Origin of the sequence: Gemmata sp. SH-PL17 (assembly GCF_001610855.1) — a bacterium.
Lineage (GTDB): Bacteria > Planctomycetota > Planctomycetia > Gemmatales > Gemmataceae > Gemmata > Gemmata massiliana.
In genome coordinates, this window is the sequence record NZ_CP011271.1 from 7,289,297 (window position 1) to 7,303,518 (window position 14,222).

Here is a 14,222-nt window from a genome sequence, read left to right on the forward strand (position 1 = left end):
TTGTGCGCCCTGAACGCGCTAACCGTTCGCGCTTGCCGCGCCCGATTGCCGGCGCTTGCGCTCCTCGCGTTCTTGCGAGACTGTATCAACCTGACAACGTTCATCTTCTTTCCGCAGAGTTTCGGCACTCGGGCGCCCGGCCCAGTATTGCCGCGGCGCGAGGTCGTTTTCGCGTCGAATGACGCCGAGATCGATGGCAATGCAGTGCCCCAATTGGGCGTGCTCACGTGCGACAGTGATCGTGTCGCAGTAATGGACGTTCTCGCGACAGCCGTTACAAAGCCGCACGCTCGTGTTTTCGGTCGGAGCCATTTCGTCCCAACGTTTATCGCAAACGAACTCGAACAGTGGTCGGTAGTGCCAAAGTGAACCAACCGGGGCGCGCTTCGCGGGGCACCCCTCGAGCTTCATCCAACTCACGACCGCGAGCCAGTCGGTCGGTAACTGTGCGGCCAATGGCTGGAGTTCTTTCCGTCGCGCTTCGATTTCGTCTGTGGTGTTGCCGGTGGTTTTGAATCGGACTGTTGTGCGAAGGAATTGCGCCTTGAGTTTGCTTTCGGCGTCGCCTTGCTCATCGAGCCAGTCGGCGAATACGAGTCGGGTCGTATCGTCGGCCGGGCTTTCGAGCACTTTGGCCAGGAAACTCTCTTCATCAGACATGATGCGCCTCCTGATTGTGTTGAAACGACTCGGACATGGAAAAGTGCGTCTCTCGCCGCGGGTGGTTCACCTCTTTGGCTGGCCGCGCCGTGTGCGTTCGCGGTAGGTTGGTGGTGCCGACACCATCACGCTTGAGGAGCGTTTTCATGTCCACCGATCACGCGCAGGGGTTCAGCACGCGGGCCATTCACGCGGGGCAGGACGCGGACCCCGCGACCGGGGCGACCGTCGTGCCGATCTACGCGACGAGCACCTACACGCAGGCCGCGCCGGGCCAGCACAAGGGCTACGAGTACAGCCGCAGCGGGAACCCCACGCGCACGGCGCTCGAAACGGCCCTCGCCTCTCTCGAAGAAGGCGAGCGCGGGCTCGCGTTCGCGTCGGGGCTTGCTGCCACAACTGCAGTGTTCGGGGCGCTCCTGCGGCCCGGGGACGAAGTCGTCGCGTCCGCGGACCTCTACGGCGGCACGTTCCGGTTGCTCGACAAGGTGTTCAAGCCCTGGGGCCTGGTCGCGAAATACACCGACGATTCTTCGGCCGCGGGCTTCGAGAAACTCATCACACCGAAGACGAAGCTCGTCTGGATCGAAACGCCGACCAACCCGCTGCTGCAAGTCCTCGATATCGCCGCGCTCGCCGAAGTGAGCCACAAGCACGGGGCCAAACTCGCGGTCGATAACACGTTCGCGTCGCCGTACTTGCAGCGCCCGCTCCGGCTCGGCGCGGACCTCGTGATCCACAGCACGACCAAGTACCTCGGCGGGCACTCGGACGTGGTGGGCGGGTGCGTGGTGGGCGCGAAAGACCTGCTCGACCCGATCAAATTCTACCAGAACGCGGCCGGCGGGGTGCCGGGACCGTTCGACTCGTACCTCGTGCTCCGTGGGCTGAAAACGCTGAGCGTCCGCATGGACCGCCACTGCGCGAACGCGATGGAGCTTGCCCCCTGGCTGAAGGCGCACCCGGCCGTTGCCAAGGTTTACTACCCGGGGCTTGCCGACCACCCCGGGCACACGGTCGCGGCGAAACAGATGAAGTCGTTCGGCGGGATGATCTCACTGAAGTTGCACGGCGGCATCCCTGCCGCACAGTTGTTCCTCACGCGCACGAAACTCTTTAGTTTGGCGGAGAGCCTGGGCGGTGTGGAGTCGCTCGTGTGTCACCCTACGACGATGACGCACGCGAGCATCCCGAAGGACGTGCGCGAGGCCCGCGGCGTTGACGACGGGCTGATTCGGCTGAGTGTGGGGATCGAGGACGTGGCCGACCTGCGTGCCGACCTCGAACGTGCTCTCACCACGGCGTAATTTTTGGCCGGCACCGGGCGGTTCGCGGATTAGCTCTCGGAACCCGCGAACCCAAATCTCCCCTGGAGAACCGGATGCCGACCGCGCTCGACGCCGACAAGATGAACGCCTTCGCCGGGAAGATGATCGGCGTACTGAACCACTCCGTGCTCGCGCTGATGACCTCGCTCGGGCATCGCACCGGGCTGTTCGACGCGATGGGGCGCCTGACCGCGCACGCGACATCGGCCCAGATCGCGCTCGAAGCCAAGCTCAACGAACGCTACGTGCGCGAGTGGCTCGGTTCGATGGTAACGGGCGGCGTGGTCGAGTACGACATCGACACGCACACGTACCGGCTCCCGCCTGAACACGCGGCGCTCCTCACGCGGGTCGGGACGCCGAGCAATATGGCCACGTCCGCGCAGTGGATGGCGGTGCTCGGTTCGGCCGAGGACGCGCTGGTGGAAGCGTTTGCGCACGGGCGCGGTGTGGAGTACGGCGCGTACCACCGGTTCCACGAGGTGATGGCCGAAGAGAGCGCGCAGACGGTCGTTGCCGCCCTCCACGAACACATTTTGCCACTCGTTCCCGGACTCACCACGCGCCTCGCGGCTGGTATCCACGTGCTCGACATCGGGTGCGGGTCCGGACGGGCCGTTATCGCGTTGGCGCGGGCGTTTCCGAACAGTTGGTTTACCGGGTACGATCTCTCGCCCGAGGCAATCCGCGTGGCCCGCGAAGAGGCCGCCCGCCAGGAGCTGAAGAACGTGCGGTTCGAGGACCGCGACCTGTCCGCGCTCGGCGAAATCGCGGCTTACGATTTGGTGACCTCGTTCGACGCGATCCACGATCAGTCGCAACCTGCCCGCGTGCTGGAGAACGTCCGCACCGCGCTCCGCCGGGGCGGGGTGTTCCTGATGCAGGAGATCGCCGGATCGAGCCACCTCGCTGGCGACATGAAGCACCCGCTCGCGCCGTTCCTCTACGGCATCTCGTGCATGCACTGTATGTCGGTGTCGCTGGCCTACGGCGGCCCCGGACTGGGCGCGATGTGGGGGAAGGAGCGCGCCCAAGCGATGCTCCGCGAGGCCGGGTTCGACCAAATTACGGTGAAAGAACTGCCGCACGACTTAATCAACTACTACTACGTCGCCCCGGTCGCTTGAGTGGCGAGGGACGTGCTCGGTTCGCGGAGCAACTCCCAGTTCGGCAGGCCGCCCGGGAGTTCGGTGCGGCCGACCAGCGCGAACCCGAGTTTCTTGTAGATCGCGACGTTCGCTTCCGGCATGGTTTCCAGATAGACCGGCGTCCCGGTGCGGTCGGCGGACTCGAAGATGGGCCGCATGACGGCGCGGCTCAACCCCCGTCCTTGTGCTTCTGGCCGCACGCCGAGCAGGTGGACGTACCAGTGCGGTCGGGCGCCCACGTGCTTTTCGCGCGTGGAGTCGAACCACGGGCCGAGGCGCAGGAACCACAGCCCCGAGCGCCACCGGAGCCGCACCGCGAGCGACAGCACGCCGCACCGCACGTACTCCCATTCACTCGGCCACTCGCTCCCGGGCGGCAGCGCGCAGACGACCGCGGCGCGGTCGCGCGTGGCGAACACGACGCCCGTTCGCACCGCGATGCGGAACAGGAACCGCGCGAACGCTTCGGCCGCCCACCGCCGGCGCGCGGCGTCCGGGCACAGCGCGGTGAGCAGGTCGTAGTTCGCGAACGCGGCGCTCAGCGACGCCACCGCGACCCGTTCGTCGCGCCGGGTGAGTTGGTCGACAATAACTTCGTTCGGCGTCACAGCGCGGTCACTTCCACGAGGTTGTCGAAGAACGTCGCGCCGCCGCCGAAGTCGGTCGTCGCGGTGCTCGTGGTGGAGTTGCAGTTCGCGCCGTCGTCGGTGAACTTGCGCCACCACAAACCCAGCGACACCACTACGCCGGGCTTCACGCTTTCTGCAATGATTGCACGGGCACGGAAGCGACCGCGGCCGTTGAACACGCGCACCATTTGACCGTCGGCGATGTTACGCCGGGTCGCGTCGGTCGGGTGGATCTCCAGCGTGCGCTCGCCCGCGGACTTGCGGAGCGTGTTCACGTTCACGAACGTCGAGTTGAGGAACGACGACGCGGGCGGCGTGAGCAGTTGCAGCGGGTACTTCGCGGCCAGTTCGGGCTTTGTCTGCGGGTCTTCGTGCGGCGGGGCGTAGTACGGGAGCGGGTCGCGCCCGGCGCGGGCCTCGCGCTCCGAATAGAGTTCACACTTCCCTGAAAGTGTCGGGAACTCGCCCGTAGCAAACGGCGCCCAGTTGGACGGGAGTTTCAACCGCACGGGGCCAGCCTTCGTGTCGTCGAGGGTAATGCCGGTCATTGCTGTGGGTTCGGGCGGATTCTCGCCGTCTCGGATCGATCGACGGGCGATCTCCTCGTCGCTCTCCTCGAACAGTTCCGGCTCGAACCCCATCGCCCGCGCGAGCAGGCGGAACACTTCCGTGTTCGGCTTCGCTTCGCCGAGCGGCGCGATTGCGGGATTGTTCGCCTGGACGTACAGGTGCCCGTAACTGCTGTGGATGTCGAAGTGTTCGAGCTGCGTGGTCGCGGGGAGCACGATGTCGGCGAAGTCCGCGGTATCGGTCTGGAACTGGTCGTGGACCACCGTGAAGAGGTCTTCGCGGGCCAGCCCCGAGAGCACACGCGACTGGTCCGGGTTCACCGCGGCAGGGTTCGAGTTGTACACGAACAGTGCTTGAACTGACGGGCCGGGAAGCTCTCCGTGAAGGGCTTCGGCGAGGTTCACCATGTTGATGGTGCGCGTGTTCTTTGGCACCAAGTCGGGGCGCATCAAATAGTTGTCGTCGAACGGGTACGCCTTGCTCGTACTGAGGAGCGCCCCCGCGCCCGGGTAGCGCCAGTCACCGGTCAGCGCCGGGAGGCAAACGATGGTGCGCACGGCCATTCCGCCACCGCCGTGACGCTGGAGCCCGTAGTTCAGGCGGATCAGGGCCGGGCCACCGAACAACTCTTGCGATCGGGCGTATTCGCGTGCGAACCGCTCGATCTCTTCGACCGAAAGTCCGGTGATGTACGCGACCTTCTCGGGCGGGTACTCGTTTAGCGCCCGGGTGCGCAGTTGCTCCGCTCCGACGCAGTGATCGTTCAGGTACGCATCGTCCTGCCACCCCTCGCGGAAGATGATGTGCATCACCCCCAGCGCGAGTGCCGCATCGGTGCCCGGACGAACCGGAATCCACCAGTCGGATTTTGCGGCGGTGGGCGACTTGTACGGGTCGATGGTGACGATCTTCGCGCCGCGCTTCCGTGCCTCGTGCTCGATCTTCCAGAAGTGAATGTTCGTGACGGCGGTGTTCGACCCCCAGTTCACGATGTACCGGCTGTTCACCGCGGCTTCCGGGTCGGTCACCGCGCGCGTGCCGAGCGTCACGTCGCACCCTACCGCGCCCGCGGTCGCGCAGATGGTGCGGTCCAGCAAGCTCGCGCCGAGCCGGTGGAAGAACCGCCGGTCCAGGCTCGAATACATCAGCTTGCCCATCGTGCCGGCGTAGCTATAGGGCAGAATCGCTTGCGGGCCGTCTTCGGACGCCGCGATCGCGCGGAACTTCTCCGCGATGGTGCGAATCGCTTCGTCCCATGAGATCCGCGCGAACTTCCCCTCACCCTTCGGGCCGATGCGCTTCATCGGGTAGAGGAGACGGTCCGGGTGATACACCCGTTCGAGATAGTTGGACACTTTCTGGCACAGGAATCCCTTCGTAAACGGGTGCTCCTTGTCGCCGCGGAGGTCGACCGCGCGCCCGGTTTCCTGGTCCACGGTTACCACGATGCCGCACGTATCGGGGCAGTCGTGCGGGCAGACCGCTTTCACGGTGCGGACCAGACCGAGTTCGCGCTTTGTGCTCATGGGGTTCCGTGGGGCGGGTGGTACCGTGTTTTGTATTCGGGACACCGGCCCGAATGGTCGAGTTCACGAATTCCGCGCGCCGCGCTGGCCTTTATGCCCCTCTGTGGCTTTCGGTCGTCGATCCGCCCGCGCCTACGAAACCTTCGTTTCCTCGGTGATTATTGGGGTAGCGTAGACGTAGACGGGGTAGACACGTAGATGCCGGCGCCGGTAAAGAGCGGGGTCAATCAGCGCAAGCTTTGGCACGTGCAGCGAGGTATCCAGTTCTTGCAAACGCGGATGGATTGAATTTACTCCCGAGCAATACCAGGGGCGATTGTATGGCTTCGGCATCAAGATTATATGGTTCAATATTGACTGTGGTGATTGTGTCGATCATCGCCTGGTTGTCTGTGATTGTTGCGGCTTGCTTTTTGCTTCGCGAGCCAACAACGAGAACTGAGGAGGACAGGCAAGTCGTACATTTGAAACCTGCGCGGCCCGCCCCTTGGCGAGATACGCGACTTTTGATCGGTTCCACGTCTGTCGCATTTTTTGCGGCAGTTGCCGCAGGCGTGTGGCGGTACACTTCTCCACGAGACCGATCTGAAAATTGATTGAGTGCCAACGAGCAGATGGCGCTCGTACCTGCCACTTTCGCACACGGAGTCGCCTCGCTACTCCGCCAGCGCTTGTACTTCGTTCTTGTTCCGGAACGTTCGGCACCGCCTGTTCCGTTTGTTGGTGGGCCGTATGAGGGGCACGGACTCGATTTGTATTCTAGAGTTGCTACCGTTGCGTTTTGCGCTTCTGGAGGAATTCTCCCGTGACCATCGGCGCTCAGTATTCGCCCGTGTTGGCACTGCTCCAGTCGGTAGCGGGCTCCGCGTCGCCGGTGCTTGCTCAGGCGGCTGCCGCGCCGCCCGTGAGCCCGGAGATGGCCATCCTCTTGGGTGCTGCCGCGGCCGGCATCGACACGCACCTCGGGCAGACTATCGACGTACTGGCGTAACCACCCGACAGATGCGCGGGCAGAGCAACCGAATAGCCGTGATCCGCTCGGCTAACTCACCGAATTGGCCTCTCTTCTTTGAGGCCGTCACCTCTTCTCGATTTCCAGTTCAGCACGAGGGAAGCGATCGACTTCGGGCGCGGGCTTATAGCATGCTGGGCGCTCGTCTACGTCTACGAAACCCTCATTCTCCGGATGATTATTGGGGCTTCGTAGACGAGGCGAGAGCGTGGAACTACTCGTGCGTCACCGGCCCGACTGAGCGCCCGCCATCACCGGTTCGGCCGCAGGTGGCGGATCGGCCGGGACGCTCTCCTCGTGGTCCGGAAAGTCGCTCGGCCCCCACGCGGGGATGAAGCTCAGTCCGGCTGCCATCAGGACACCAACGGCCGGGACGAAGAACGCGAGGTACCCCGTGGCCCCGGCGAGCGGTAGAGCGAGGCCGGCTCCGGCGACGAACGCGAACACTTTCCCACTGCGGAGGAGCACCCCCCGTAGGGCCGCCCGGCGGTCGTCCCCTTTTGTGAAATAGGCAACGCCGAGGTGAATCCCGAGGTCCGTTGCCGGCCCCGTCAGGTGCGTGGTTCGCACGGCCAGTCCGGTACTCGTCGCCACGGCCGCGTTCTGAAGCCCGGACGCGAACGCCAGGAGCGAGAGCAGAACAAACGGTGGCTCGGTTGTGACCGCCCCGCCGAACGGACCGAACACCCCAGTGAGACCGGCCAGAGCGACCCCGGTCAGCGTCAGGGCGACGATCACGAGTGGCGTCGCCCAACGAGGGGGTTTGCCTCGAGTGACCCGGGCCTGGAGCGCGAGGACCGAAGCCATCGCCCCGAAGATGAAGCTCAGTACGACCACGGCATATTCCAGCGCGATCCCGGCGTGGGGCCACTCCAGTCCGAGCCGGGTGGCGGTACCGGTCACGTGGGTCACGTACTGTTCGCACGCCAGGAACGCGAGTCCGTTTACCATGCCGGAGGCGCCTGCGAGGAGCAGCCAGCTCGGGGTGTGGCGCGCGGAGAAAATCGTGTCGGGCGTATGGAGGACGTAGGGCATCAGTGCATCTCGCGAGTAAGCGCTATGGGTTTACCGCCGGGGGCAGGTGCGGCACCTGGTGGGAACGGCGCAGTGGTTCCCCGTAGACCGGCAGGGAGAGTTTTCTTGTATTTTTGTTCACTTCTTGCGTATAATGGCTCGTTGCTATTCGGGGGCACGGTTTCGCACCCCGCGTCGATCGATGGGGGAACCGAACGGGAGAGAATGTTAGCCAAATGCACCCGCCGCGAACCGGCAACCAGAACGCGAATTTTCTTGAAATACCAGCAGTTGGCGAACATTGCGCAGCCCCGAATTTGTTCCCGCGTCCGAAAACGTTAGCAAATGTTAGCGGTGCCCCTACACCAGCGCCGGCGGGGTTACGCGGACGACTTTGACCGGCGTCGCGCGGGCGAGTCGATCGGCCAAACTGCGCCCGAATCCGCGAAACAGCCCCGGGCGCGGGCCGCCCATCACGATCAGGTCCACCGCCGATTCGTCCGCGTACCGAGCGATCTCCGCGACCACGTCCCCGGTGCGGACTTCGAGCCGGAGTTCGATCGGCCCGATCCACTCCGGGTGGATCTCGGCCCGCAGGCGCTCCAGTTGCAGGGCACGTGCGGCGGCCGGGTTCGCGGGGGGCAACGGCTTCCCGCTGCTCACGTGCTCGGCGGCGCGGTGCAGCAAGCGGATCGCGTCCAGTCCCTGGTACTCGTCCTCGCTCTCCGCGGGCAGCACGTGGAGCAGGGAAACGGTCGCCCCGGACCCGAGTGCGGCGGCGAAAGCAACGCGGTACGCGGCCCGGCACTCGGCGCGGAAATCCGTTGGCACCAACACGTGCGAATACAGGTGCTCGGTCATATGCGGCCCCAATGAATGATTGAGTGAAACGAAAACGCTCCCGCGCCGACCGAGAGCGGTCGGTGCTGCGACGATCGGCGCTGGAGTGCGATGTTGTGGGGGAGCTGTGAGGCCGGCGCGAGCGCAGAATGACGTACCGGATCGGTTGCGCTTAATGCGCAAAACCGGTCCGTGAAACTGCTAGGCGCGCGGGTGCGAAGGCTTTAACAGCGCAGTGGTGCGCAGTGGCCGTTGGGGAGCGAGTGATTGGAGTGGTGGGAGAGAGAGTCGGAAGTGTTCGGTCGGGGGAGGGGAGTTACTGCGAGCGGTGATCCGGTCCACGTCGCTCGACCCGTGCTCGGGTGGTTCGGTGCGACCGGGGCCGAACAGACTACGGCCTCTTTGAGTACCTCGGCCGCTTCGCTCGAAACGTCTTCGGGCGCCCCACCGTTGGTGCTCGCCCCTGCCAACACCAGAAGCAGAATGATTTTATAAGCAACGAATCGGGCGGCGGCGATGAGGTGTGTGGGGAGTCGCGGGTCGCGTGGCGGTCGGAAGTAAGTTCGGACGAGGAGGGGCATGCGCGTCTCAGTTCGGTTCCGAGTTCCAGACGCGACACTGGTCGCAGCTTGTACATTCTTAGCGCCGCACCGCCGTATGTCAACCCGGAGAGCAGAAGGGCGTGCGCGGGATCGGTCGCAGAAGCTCGATATCGTCCGCGCGAGTACCGCGAGTTCATCCCAAGTGTCCGACTTTCCCCGCGGGAACTGTCCGTTCGCGCCGGAGCTTACCGCGAGCATTCACTCGCCCACGCGGTGCTCAACCGGTCTTCACGGCCCGTCGAGGAGTTCCCTCACGATCCAACGATTCGGGTATGATAACCTATGCGTCGTATTAACAGCGCGGTGGGGGATAGCGAGAAGACAGTTCCGATCGGCCCCGCCGGGCCGAATTCGTGGTAAAAATTACGAACTGCTCTCTTGCTCTCGCCGATTGCGCCGACCAGATTATCACGCATGACCCCGCCGCGTTGCCATGCCAGCGGGTGCCGTACCGGGCCGAAGGACACCATCAATGCCGGCACCCGCCACCGTGCCCGACTTTCTGGAACTGGTCCGCAAAGGCGGACTCGTGCCGGACAAGAAACTCAACGACCTCCTCGGTCGTCACCAAACCACGGGCACACCACAGACGATCGACCAGGCGGCCGCCGCCCTCGTGCGCGACGCGCAGCTCACGTTCTTCCAGGCCAAACAGCTCAAACTCGGGCGCTACAAGCGGTTCACCATCGGTAGCAAGTACCGGCTCCTCGAACTCATCGGGGCCGGCGGCATGGGGGCGGTGTATTTGTGTGAACATACGCTCATGAAACGCCTCGTGGCGCTCAAGGTGCTGCCCGTCGAGAAGCTCGAAGACCCCTCGAACCTGGACCGGTTCTACCGTGAGGCCCGCGCGGTCGCGGCGCTCGACCACCCGAACATCGTGCGCGCCTACGACATCGACCAGTACGAGAAGCTCCACTTCCTCGTCATGGAGTACGTGGACGGTGCGAGCCTTCAGGAGATCATCGCGCGCCACGCGACCGAGAAGAAGCTGTTCGACCCGGTCCGCGCCGCGCACTACATCGCGCAGGCCGCGGTGGGGATGCAGCACGCGCACGAACTGGGGATGGTTCACCGCGACATCAAGCCGGGGAACCTGCTACTCGACCGCACCGGCGTAATCAAAGTTCTCGACATGGGGCTGGCGCGGTTCTTCAACAAGCAGCAGGACAGCGTGACCGAGAAGTACGACGACAAGTGCGTGCTCGGCACCGCGGACTACCTCGCGCCGGAACAGGCCGTGAGCAACATCGTGGACGTGCGCGCGGACATTTACTCGCTCGGCGGCACGCTCTACTTCATGCTGACCGGGCAGACCCCGTTCCCGGACGGGACCATCGCGGCGAAGCTGGTCGCGCACCAGACGAGCGAGCCGCGCGCGGTAGAGGAGTTCCGGTCCGACGTGCCGGCCGGGGTGCTGGCCGTTCTGCGGAAAATGATGGCGAAAGACCCGATCGATCGGTACCAGGAACCGATCGAAGTGGCCGAGGCGCTGGCGGAATGGGCCGAAGCCCCGCTCGGTCTGCCGCCGGAAGTGGAAATGCCGGTGCTGTGCCCCCTCGTGCGGGAACTGGCCGGTCCGCCGGCACCGGACCGTTCGGGTGCGTCCCCGCCGTTGGCGCGTGTTCTGTTCGGCCCTGGGAGAGGGGTGTTCGCGCGGTCCGGGGAGAGTTCGATCCGGAGTCGGTCGCGCGCCCCCGGTTCTGGCGGGACGGCGAGTGCGGCCGCGCTCCCTCCAAATCCGACGGCCGCAAATGCCCGGTTCCGCTCGGGTGCGGACACACCCGTGAACGGGCCGATTTCTACCGGGCGCGCGAGCGCCTCACCAACGGCCCCGATTCCGGGGCGCCAGAAACCGGCTTCGAGCACCGCCAAGAAGCGCCCGGCGCCGACGGTCGAAGCCGCGACCGTACCGGCTCCGGCCCGTTCGCGCGTCTGGTTGATTGTCGCGATCGCACTTGTGGTCGCGGTCCTTTTCGTAGTCGGTATGGTCGTTGCTTATCAGGTCGGCAAGGGCGCCAAAGAAGCGAATGCGCCTGCGGACTCGGTTCGGCCGATGTGACCGGTCCCGTCAAATCTGGTTCCGCTCGGTGCGATTCGGGAATCCGTAACCCTGGAGTGCCGCCGTACACTATACTTATGGCGGTCCTGCGCCCAGATTCTGGTTATTCCGGCGCCGGACGCTTGGTTCGCCCCGCCCGGTTTCGCGCCGGAGATGTTCCATGCCCGCACCGACAACCGCGGACGAGATCCTGGACCTCGTCCAGAAAAGCGGCCTCGTTGACGAGGTCCGGCTCCGCAATTACGTCCAGAAGTTGCGCGAATCCGACGCGATCCCCGCCGACCCGACCAAAATCGCGCAGATCCTCGTCCGCGACGCGGTGCTGACCTATTTTCAGGCCGAGCAACTCCTGCAGGGCAAATACAAGCGGTTCAGCCTCGGCAAGTACAAGGTGCTGGAGAAATTGGGTTCCGGCGGCATGGGTACAGTGTTTCTGTGCGAACACAAACTGATGCGCCGCCGGGTCGCGGTGAAGGTGCTGCCGATCTCCAAGGGCGGCGACAAGGCGAGCCTGGAGCGGTTCTACAGAGAGGCCCGCGCGATCGCGGCCGTGGACCACCCGAACATCGTGCGTGCCTACGACATCGATCAGGACGAGAACCTCCACTTCTTGGTCATGGAGTGGGTGGACGGGATCAACCTTCAGGATCTGGTCAAGAAGTTCGGGCCACTCGACCCGACCCGCGCGTGTCACTACGCATACGGCGCCGCGATCGGGCTGCAGCACGCTCACGAGATGGGGCTGATTCACCGCGACATTAAGCCCGGGAACATCCTGGTGGACCGGTTCGGTGTGGTGAAGGTGCTGGACCTCGGGTTGGCGCGCCTGACGCACGACACCGAAGACAATCTGACGCGACTGCACGACGAGAACGTGCTCGGGACCGCCGATTACCTGGCGCCCGAGCAGGCGATGGACAGCCACACGGTGGACATCCGGGCGGACATCTACGCGCTCGGCGCGACGATGTACTTCCTGCTCAGCGGCAGCCCGCCGTTCCCCGAGGGGTCGGTGGCCCAAAAGCTGATCTGGCACCAGAACCGCACCCCGCGCCCGCTCCGCCAGCTCCGCGCCGACGCCCCCGACGAACTCGTCGCGGTCGTCGAGCGCATGATGTCGAAAGACCCCGCCCGGCGCTACCAGACCCCGGCCGAGGTGATGGCGGCACTGGCCGGTTGGGTGACCACGCCGATCCCGCCCCCGGCCGAGCGCGAGATGCCCACCCTGTCGCCTGCCGTGGTCAATGCCGCGGGCGGGCGCGGAACCGGCCTTTCGCCGGCGCTGACGAGTTCCACGTCGACGGGCGGCTTTAACCGCTCGAACCCGGCCCCCAGCCCGCCCACGTTCACCACCGCCGCGACCGTTATCACGGGATCGACCCCGCGCCCGGCCCCCGCACCGCCCCGTACCGAGCCGGCCGCGGTGTGGGCCAACCTCGAACAAGAAACGCAAGACCAGGCCCGCAGCGACACCGAAAAACCGGAACCGATCGAGCTCCCGATCCCCGAAGAGGAAGAGCGCCCGTCGCGCGTCGGGCGCAAGAAGCCCGTGGGGGCCGGTACCGGGAAGGTCGTGCTCCTGGCTTGCGCCTGCGCGCTCATTTTTGTCGCGGTGGTCGCGGCCGCGTACTTCGTGTTCTTCAACCGCTCGACCCTACCCGCGGCGCCCGCGACGGGACCGGGGACCGGTCCCAAAAGGATCACGGTCTCGAAAGCGGGCGGCGAAAACGCGGTCGGCTCGCTCCGCGAGGCGCTCCAGAAGGCCGGACCCGGCGACATCATCGTGATCGCCGAACCGAAGCTCGTCGAATCCACGATCCGGCTCGACAGCAAGAAGCACAAGGATCTCACCATCGAGTCCGCGATCGAGAGCCGCCCCGCCGTGATCGAGTTCGCGTCGAGGGGCGGAGCGATGTTCGACGCGAGCAACGTCGAGGGCTTTCGCCTGCGCAACGTGGAATTCGATGGGAAGGGGCAGGCCGAGATCGGGCTACAGGTGAACGGTACCTCGCCCGGGGCCACGGTCGAGAATGTAACCCTGCGCAACGTGCAGAAGACGGGGATTCACCTGTGGCACATTGCGGGCGCCGCCGGGCGCCCGGTGACCCTTGATCGGGTGCGCACTATTCTCCCGCCCGAGAGCGAGGCCGGGGTGCTGTTGTACGCAACCACCGTGGACAACAAGTTCCTCACGATCAAGAACAGCCGTTTCGAGGGACCGGGACGCTCGGGGATTCGCATCGACGGGCCGATTACCGATTTCGAGGTCACCAACAACCGATTTTATAACTTGGTCGGCGCCGGGGTCGTGTTCGTCCGTCCGCTCGGGCGCCCGTCCCGGGGCACGTTCGCGAACAACACGTTCTACCAAATGCCCGTCGGGTTTCTGTTCGAGTGCCCCGGGGCCGAACTCGGAGTGTATGACCTCAAGATATCACTGAACTATTTCGCGCGCATCCCGGACCTGCTCAAAGTACAGGGGCCGATCAAATTTGGGGCGCCCGACAATTTCTACGAACCGAACTCCGGTCCCGGGAGCCCGGGGCTCCTTTCGACCAAACTCGATGCGCCGAAGTTGCCCGATCTGCCGAACCCGAACGACGACGCGGCGTTCCTCCGGTTCCCCACGCCCCCCCCAATGGCCGGCGCGAGCCGCGTCGGAGCGCATTAGGCCGGGGCCGTTTTGAGCGCGCTAAGCCGCGCCACAATTTCCAGATCTCGCAGCGCGCCGCTGGAGACAGGAACCGTGCGGCACCACCCACATCCGGCCTTGTAACGGTCGCGTTTTCGTTCGGGCTACGACTGAACCGTGGCCGCTCCAACACCACCTA

The 14,222-nt window shown here is 65.0% G+C and carries 10 protein-coding genes; 5 read left to right on the forward strand and 5 right to left on the reverse strand.

From position 1 onward, the window contains the following. Positions 1–18: 18 nt before the first annotated feature. Positions 19–660 carry a TIGR02996 domain-containing protein gene (locus VT84_RS30175; RefSeq protein WP_052556746.1) on the reverse strand — a complete coding sequence of 214 codons (642 nt, stop codon included), beginning with the start codon at positions 658–660 and terminating at the stop codon, positions 19–21. A gap of 146 nt (positions 661–806) precedes the next feature. Between VT84_RS30175 and VT84_RS30180 the strand changes: the two genes are divergently transcribed. After that, complete coding sequence (locus tag VT84_RS30180) at positions 807–1,967, forward strand: cystathionine gamma-synthase (RefSeq protein ID WP_082842130.1); 1,161 nt, start codon at positions 807–809, stop codon at positions 1,965–1,967. A 74-nt stretch (positions 1,968–2,041) separates the two neighbouring features. Then, positions 2,042–3,115, forward strand: a complete 1,074-nt coding sequence (locus VT84_RS30185) for a class I SAM-dependent methyltransferase (protein ID WP_082842131.1) — start codon at positions 2,042–2,044, stop codon at positions 3,113–3,115. Here the strand turns inward: VT84_RS30185 and VT84_RS30190 are convergent. Further along, the gene (locus VT84_RS30190; protein WP_052556751.1) at positions 3,094–3,744 is read right to left on the reverse strand and encodes a GNAT family N-acetyltransferase; all 651 of its coding nucleotides are present in this window, start codon (positions 3,742–3,744) and stop codon (positions 3,094–3,096) included. The two genes, VT84_RS30185 and VT84_RS30190, sit on opposite strands and share 22 nt — an antisense overlap. Continuing rightward, entirely contained in the window at positions 3,741–5,861 is a 2,121-nt protein-coding gene (locus VT84_RS30195; RefSeq protein WP_052556753.1) for a molybdopterin-dependent oxidoreductase, read from the reverse strand. The genes VT84_RS30190 and VT84_RS30195 overlap by 4 nt, the downstream gene beginning before the upstream one ends. An 805-nt stretch (positions 5,862–6,666) precedes the next feature. On the opposite strand from VT84_RS30195, the gene VT84_RS30200 reads away from it, so the two are divergent. Then, a complete protein-coding gene (locus tag VT84_RS30200) occupies positions 6,667–6,852 on the forward strand; it encodes a hypothetical protein (protein ID WP_052556755.1) in 186 nt (61 codons plus the stop codon). 246 nt (positions 6,853–7,098) lie between these two features. On the opposite strand, the gene VT84_RS30205 is transcribed toward VT84_RS30200, so the two are convergent. After that, complete coding sequence (locus tag VT84_RS30205; protein WP_052556757.1) at positions 7,099–7,908, reverse strand: YoaK family protein; 810 nt, start codon at positions 7,906–7,908, stop codon at positions 7,099–7,101. A gap of 339 nt (positions 7,909–8,247) precedes the next feature. Then, positions 8,248–8,748: a universal stress protein gene (locus tag VT84_RS30210; protein WP_052556758.1), complete on the reverse strand. Its 501-nt coding sequence runs from the start codon at positions 8,746–8,748 to the stop codon at positions 8,248–8,250. Between the two features lie 1,053 nt (positions 8,749–9,801). Between VT84_RS30210 and VT84_RS30220 the strand changes: the two genes are divergently transcribed. Further along, complete coding sequence (locus VT84_RS30220) at positions 9,802–11,391, forward strand: serine/threonine-protein kinase (protein ID WP_052556762.1); 1,590 nt, start codon at positions 9,802–9,804, stop codon at positions 11,389–11,391. A 160-nt stretch (positions 11,392–11,551) separates the two neighbouring features. Continuing rightward, complete coding sequence (locus VT84_RS30225) at positions 11,552–14,062, forward strand: serine/threonine-protein kinase (protein WP_082842134.1); 2,511 nt, start codon at positions 11,552–11,554, stop codon at positions 14,060–14,062. Positions 14,063–14,222 lie beyond the last annotated feature (160 nt).

Bases quoted from the DNA above. Each gene is read 5' to 3' on its own strand.
- VT84_RS30175 (WP_052556746.1), bottom strand. From the start codon at position 660: ATGTCTGATGAAGAGAGTTTCCTGGCCAAAGTGCTCGAAAGCCCGGCC.
- VT84_RS30185 (WP_082842131.1), top strand. From the start codon at position 2,042: ATGCCGACCGCGCTCGACGCCGACAAGATGAACGCCTTCGCCGGGAAG.
- VT84_RS30225 (WP_082842134.1), top strand. From the start codon at position 11,552: ATGCCCGCACCGACAACCGCGGACGAGATCCTGGACCTCGTCCAGAAA.
- VT84_RS30220 (WP_052556762.1), top strand. From the start codon at position 9,802: ATGCCGGCACCCGCCACCGTGCCCGACTTTCTGGAACTGGTCCGCAAA.
- VT84_RS30210 (WP_052556758.1), bottom strand. From the start codon at position 8,748: ATGACCGAGCACCTGTATTCGCACGTGTTGGTGCCAACGGATTTCCGC.
- VT84_RS30195 (WP_052556753.1), bottom strand. From the start codon at position 5,861: ATGAGCACAAAGCGCGAACTCGGTCTGGTCCGCACCGTGAAAGCGGTC.
- VT84_RS30205 (WP_052556757.1), bottom strand. From the start codon at position 7,908: ATGCCCTACGTCCTCCATACGCCCGACACGATTTTCTCCGCGCGCCAC.
- VT84_RS30180 (WP_082842130.1), top strand. From the start codon at position 807: ATGTCCACCGATCACGCGCAGGGGTTCAGCACGCGGGCCATTCACGCG.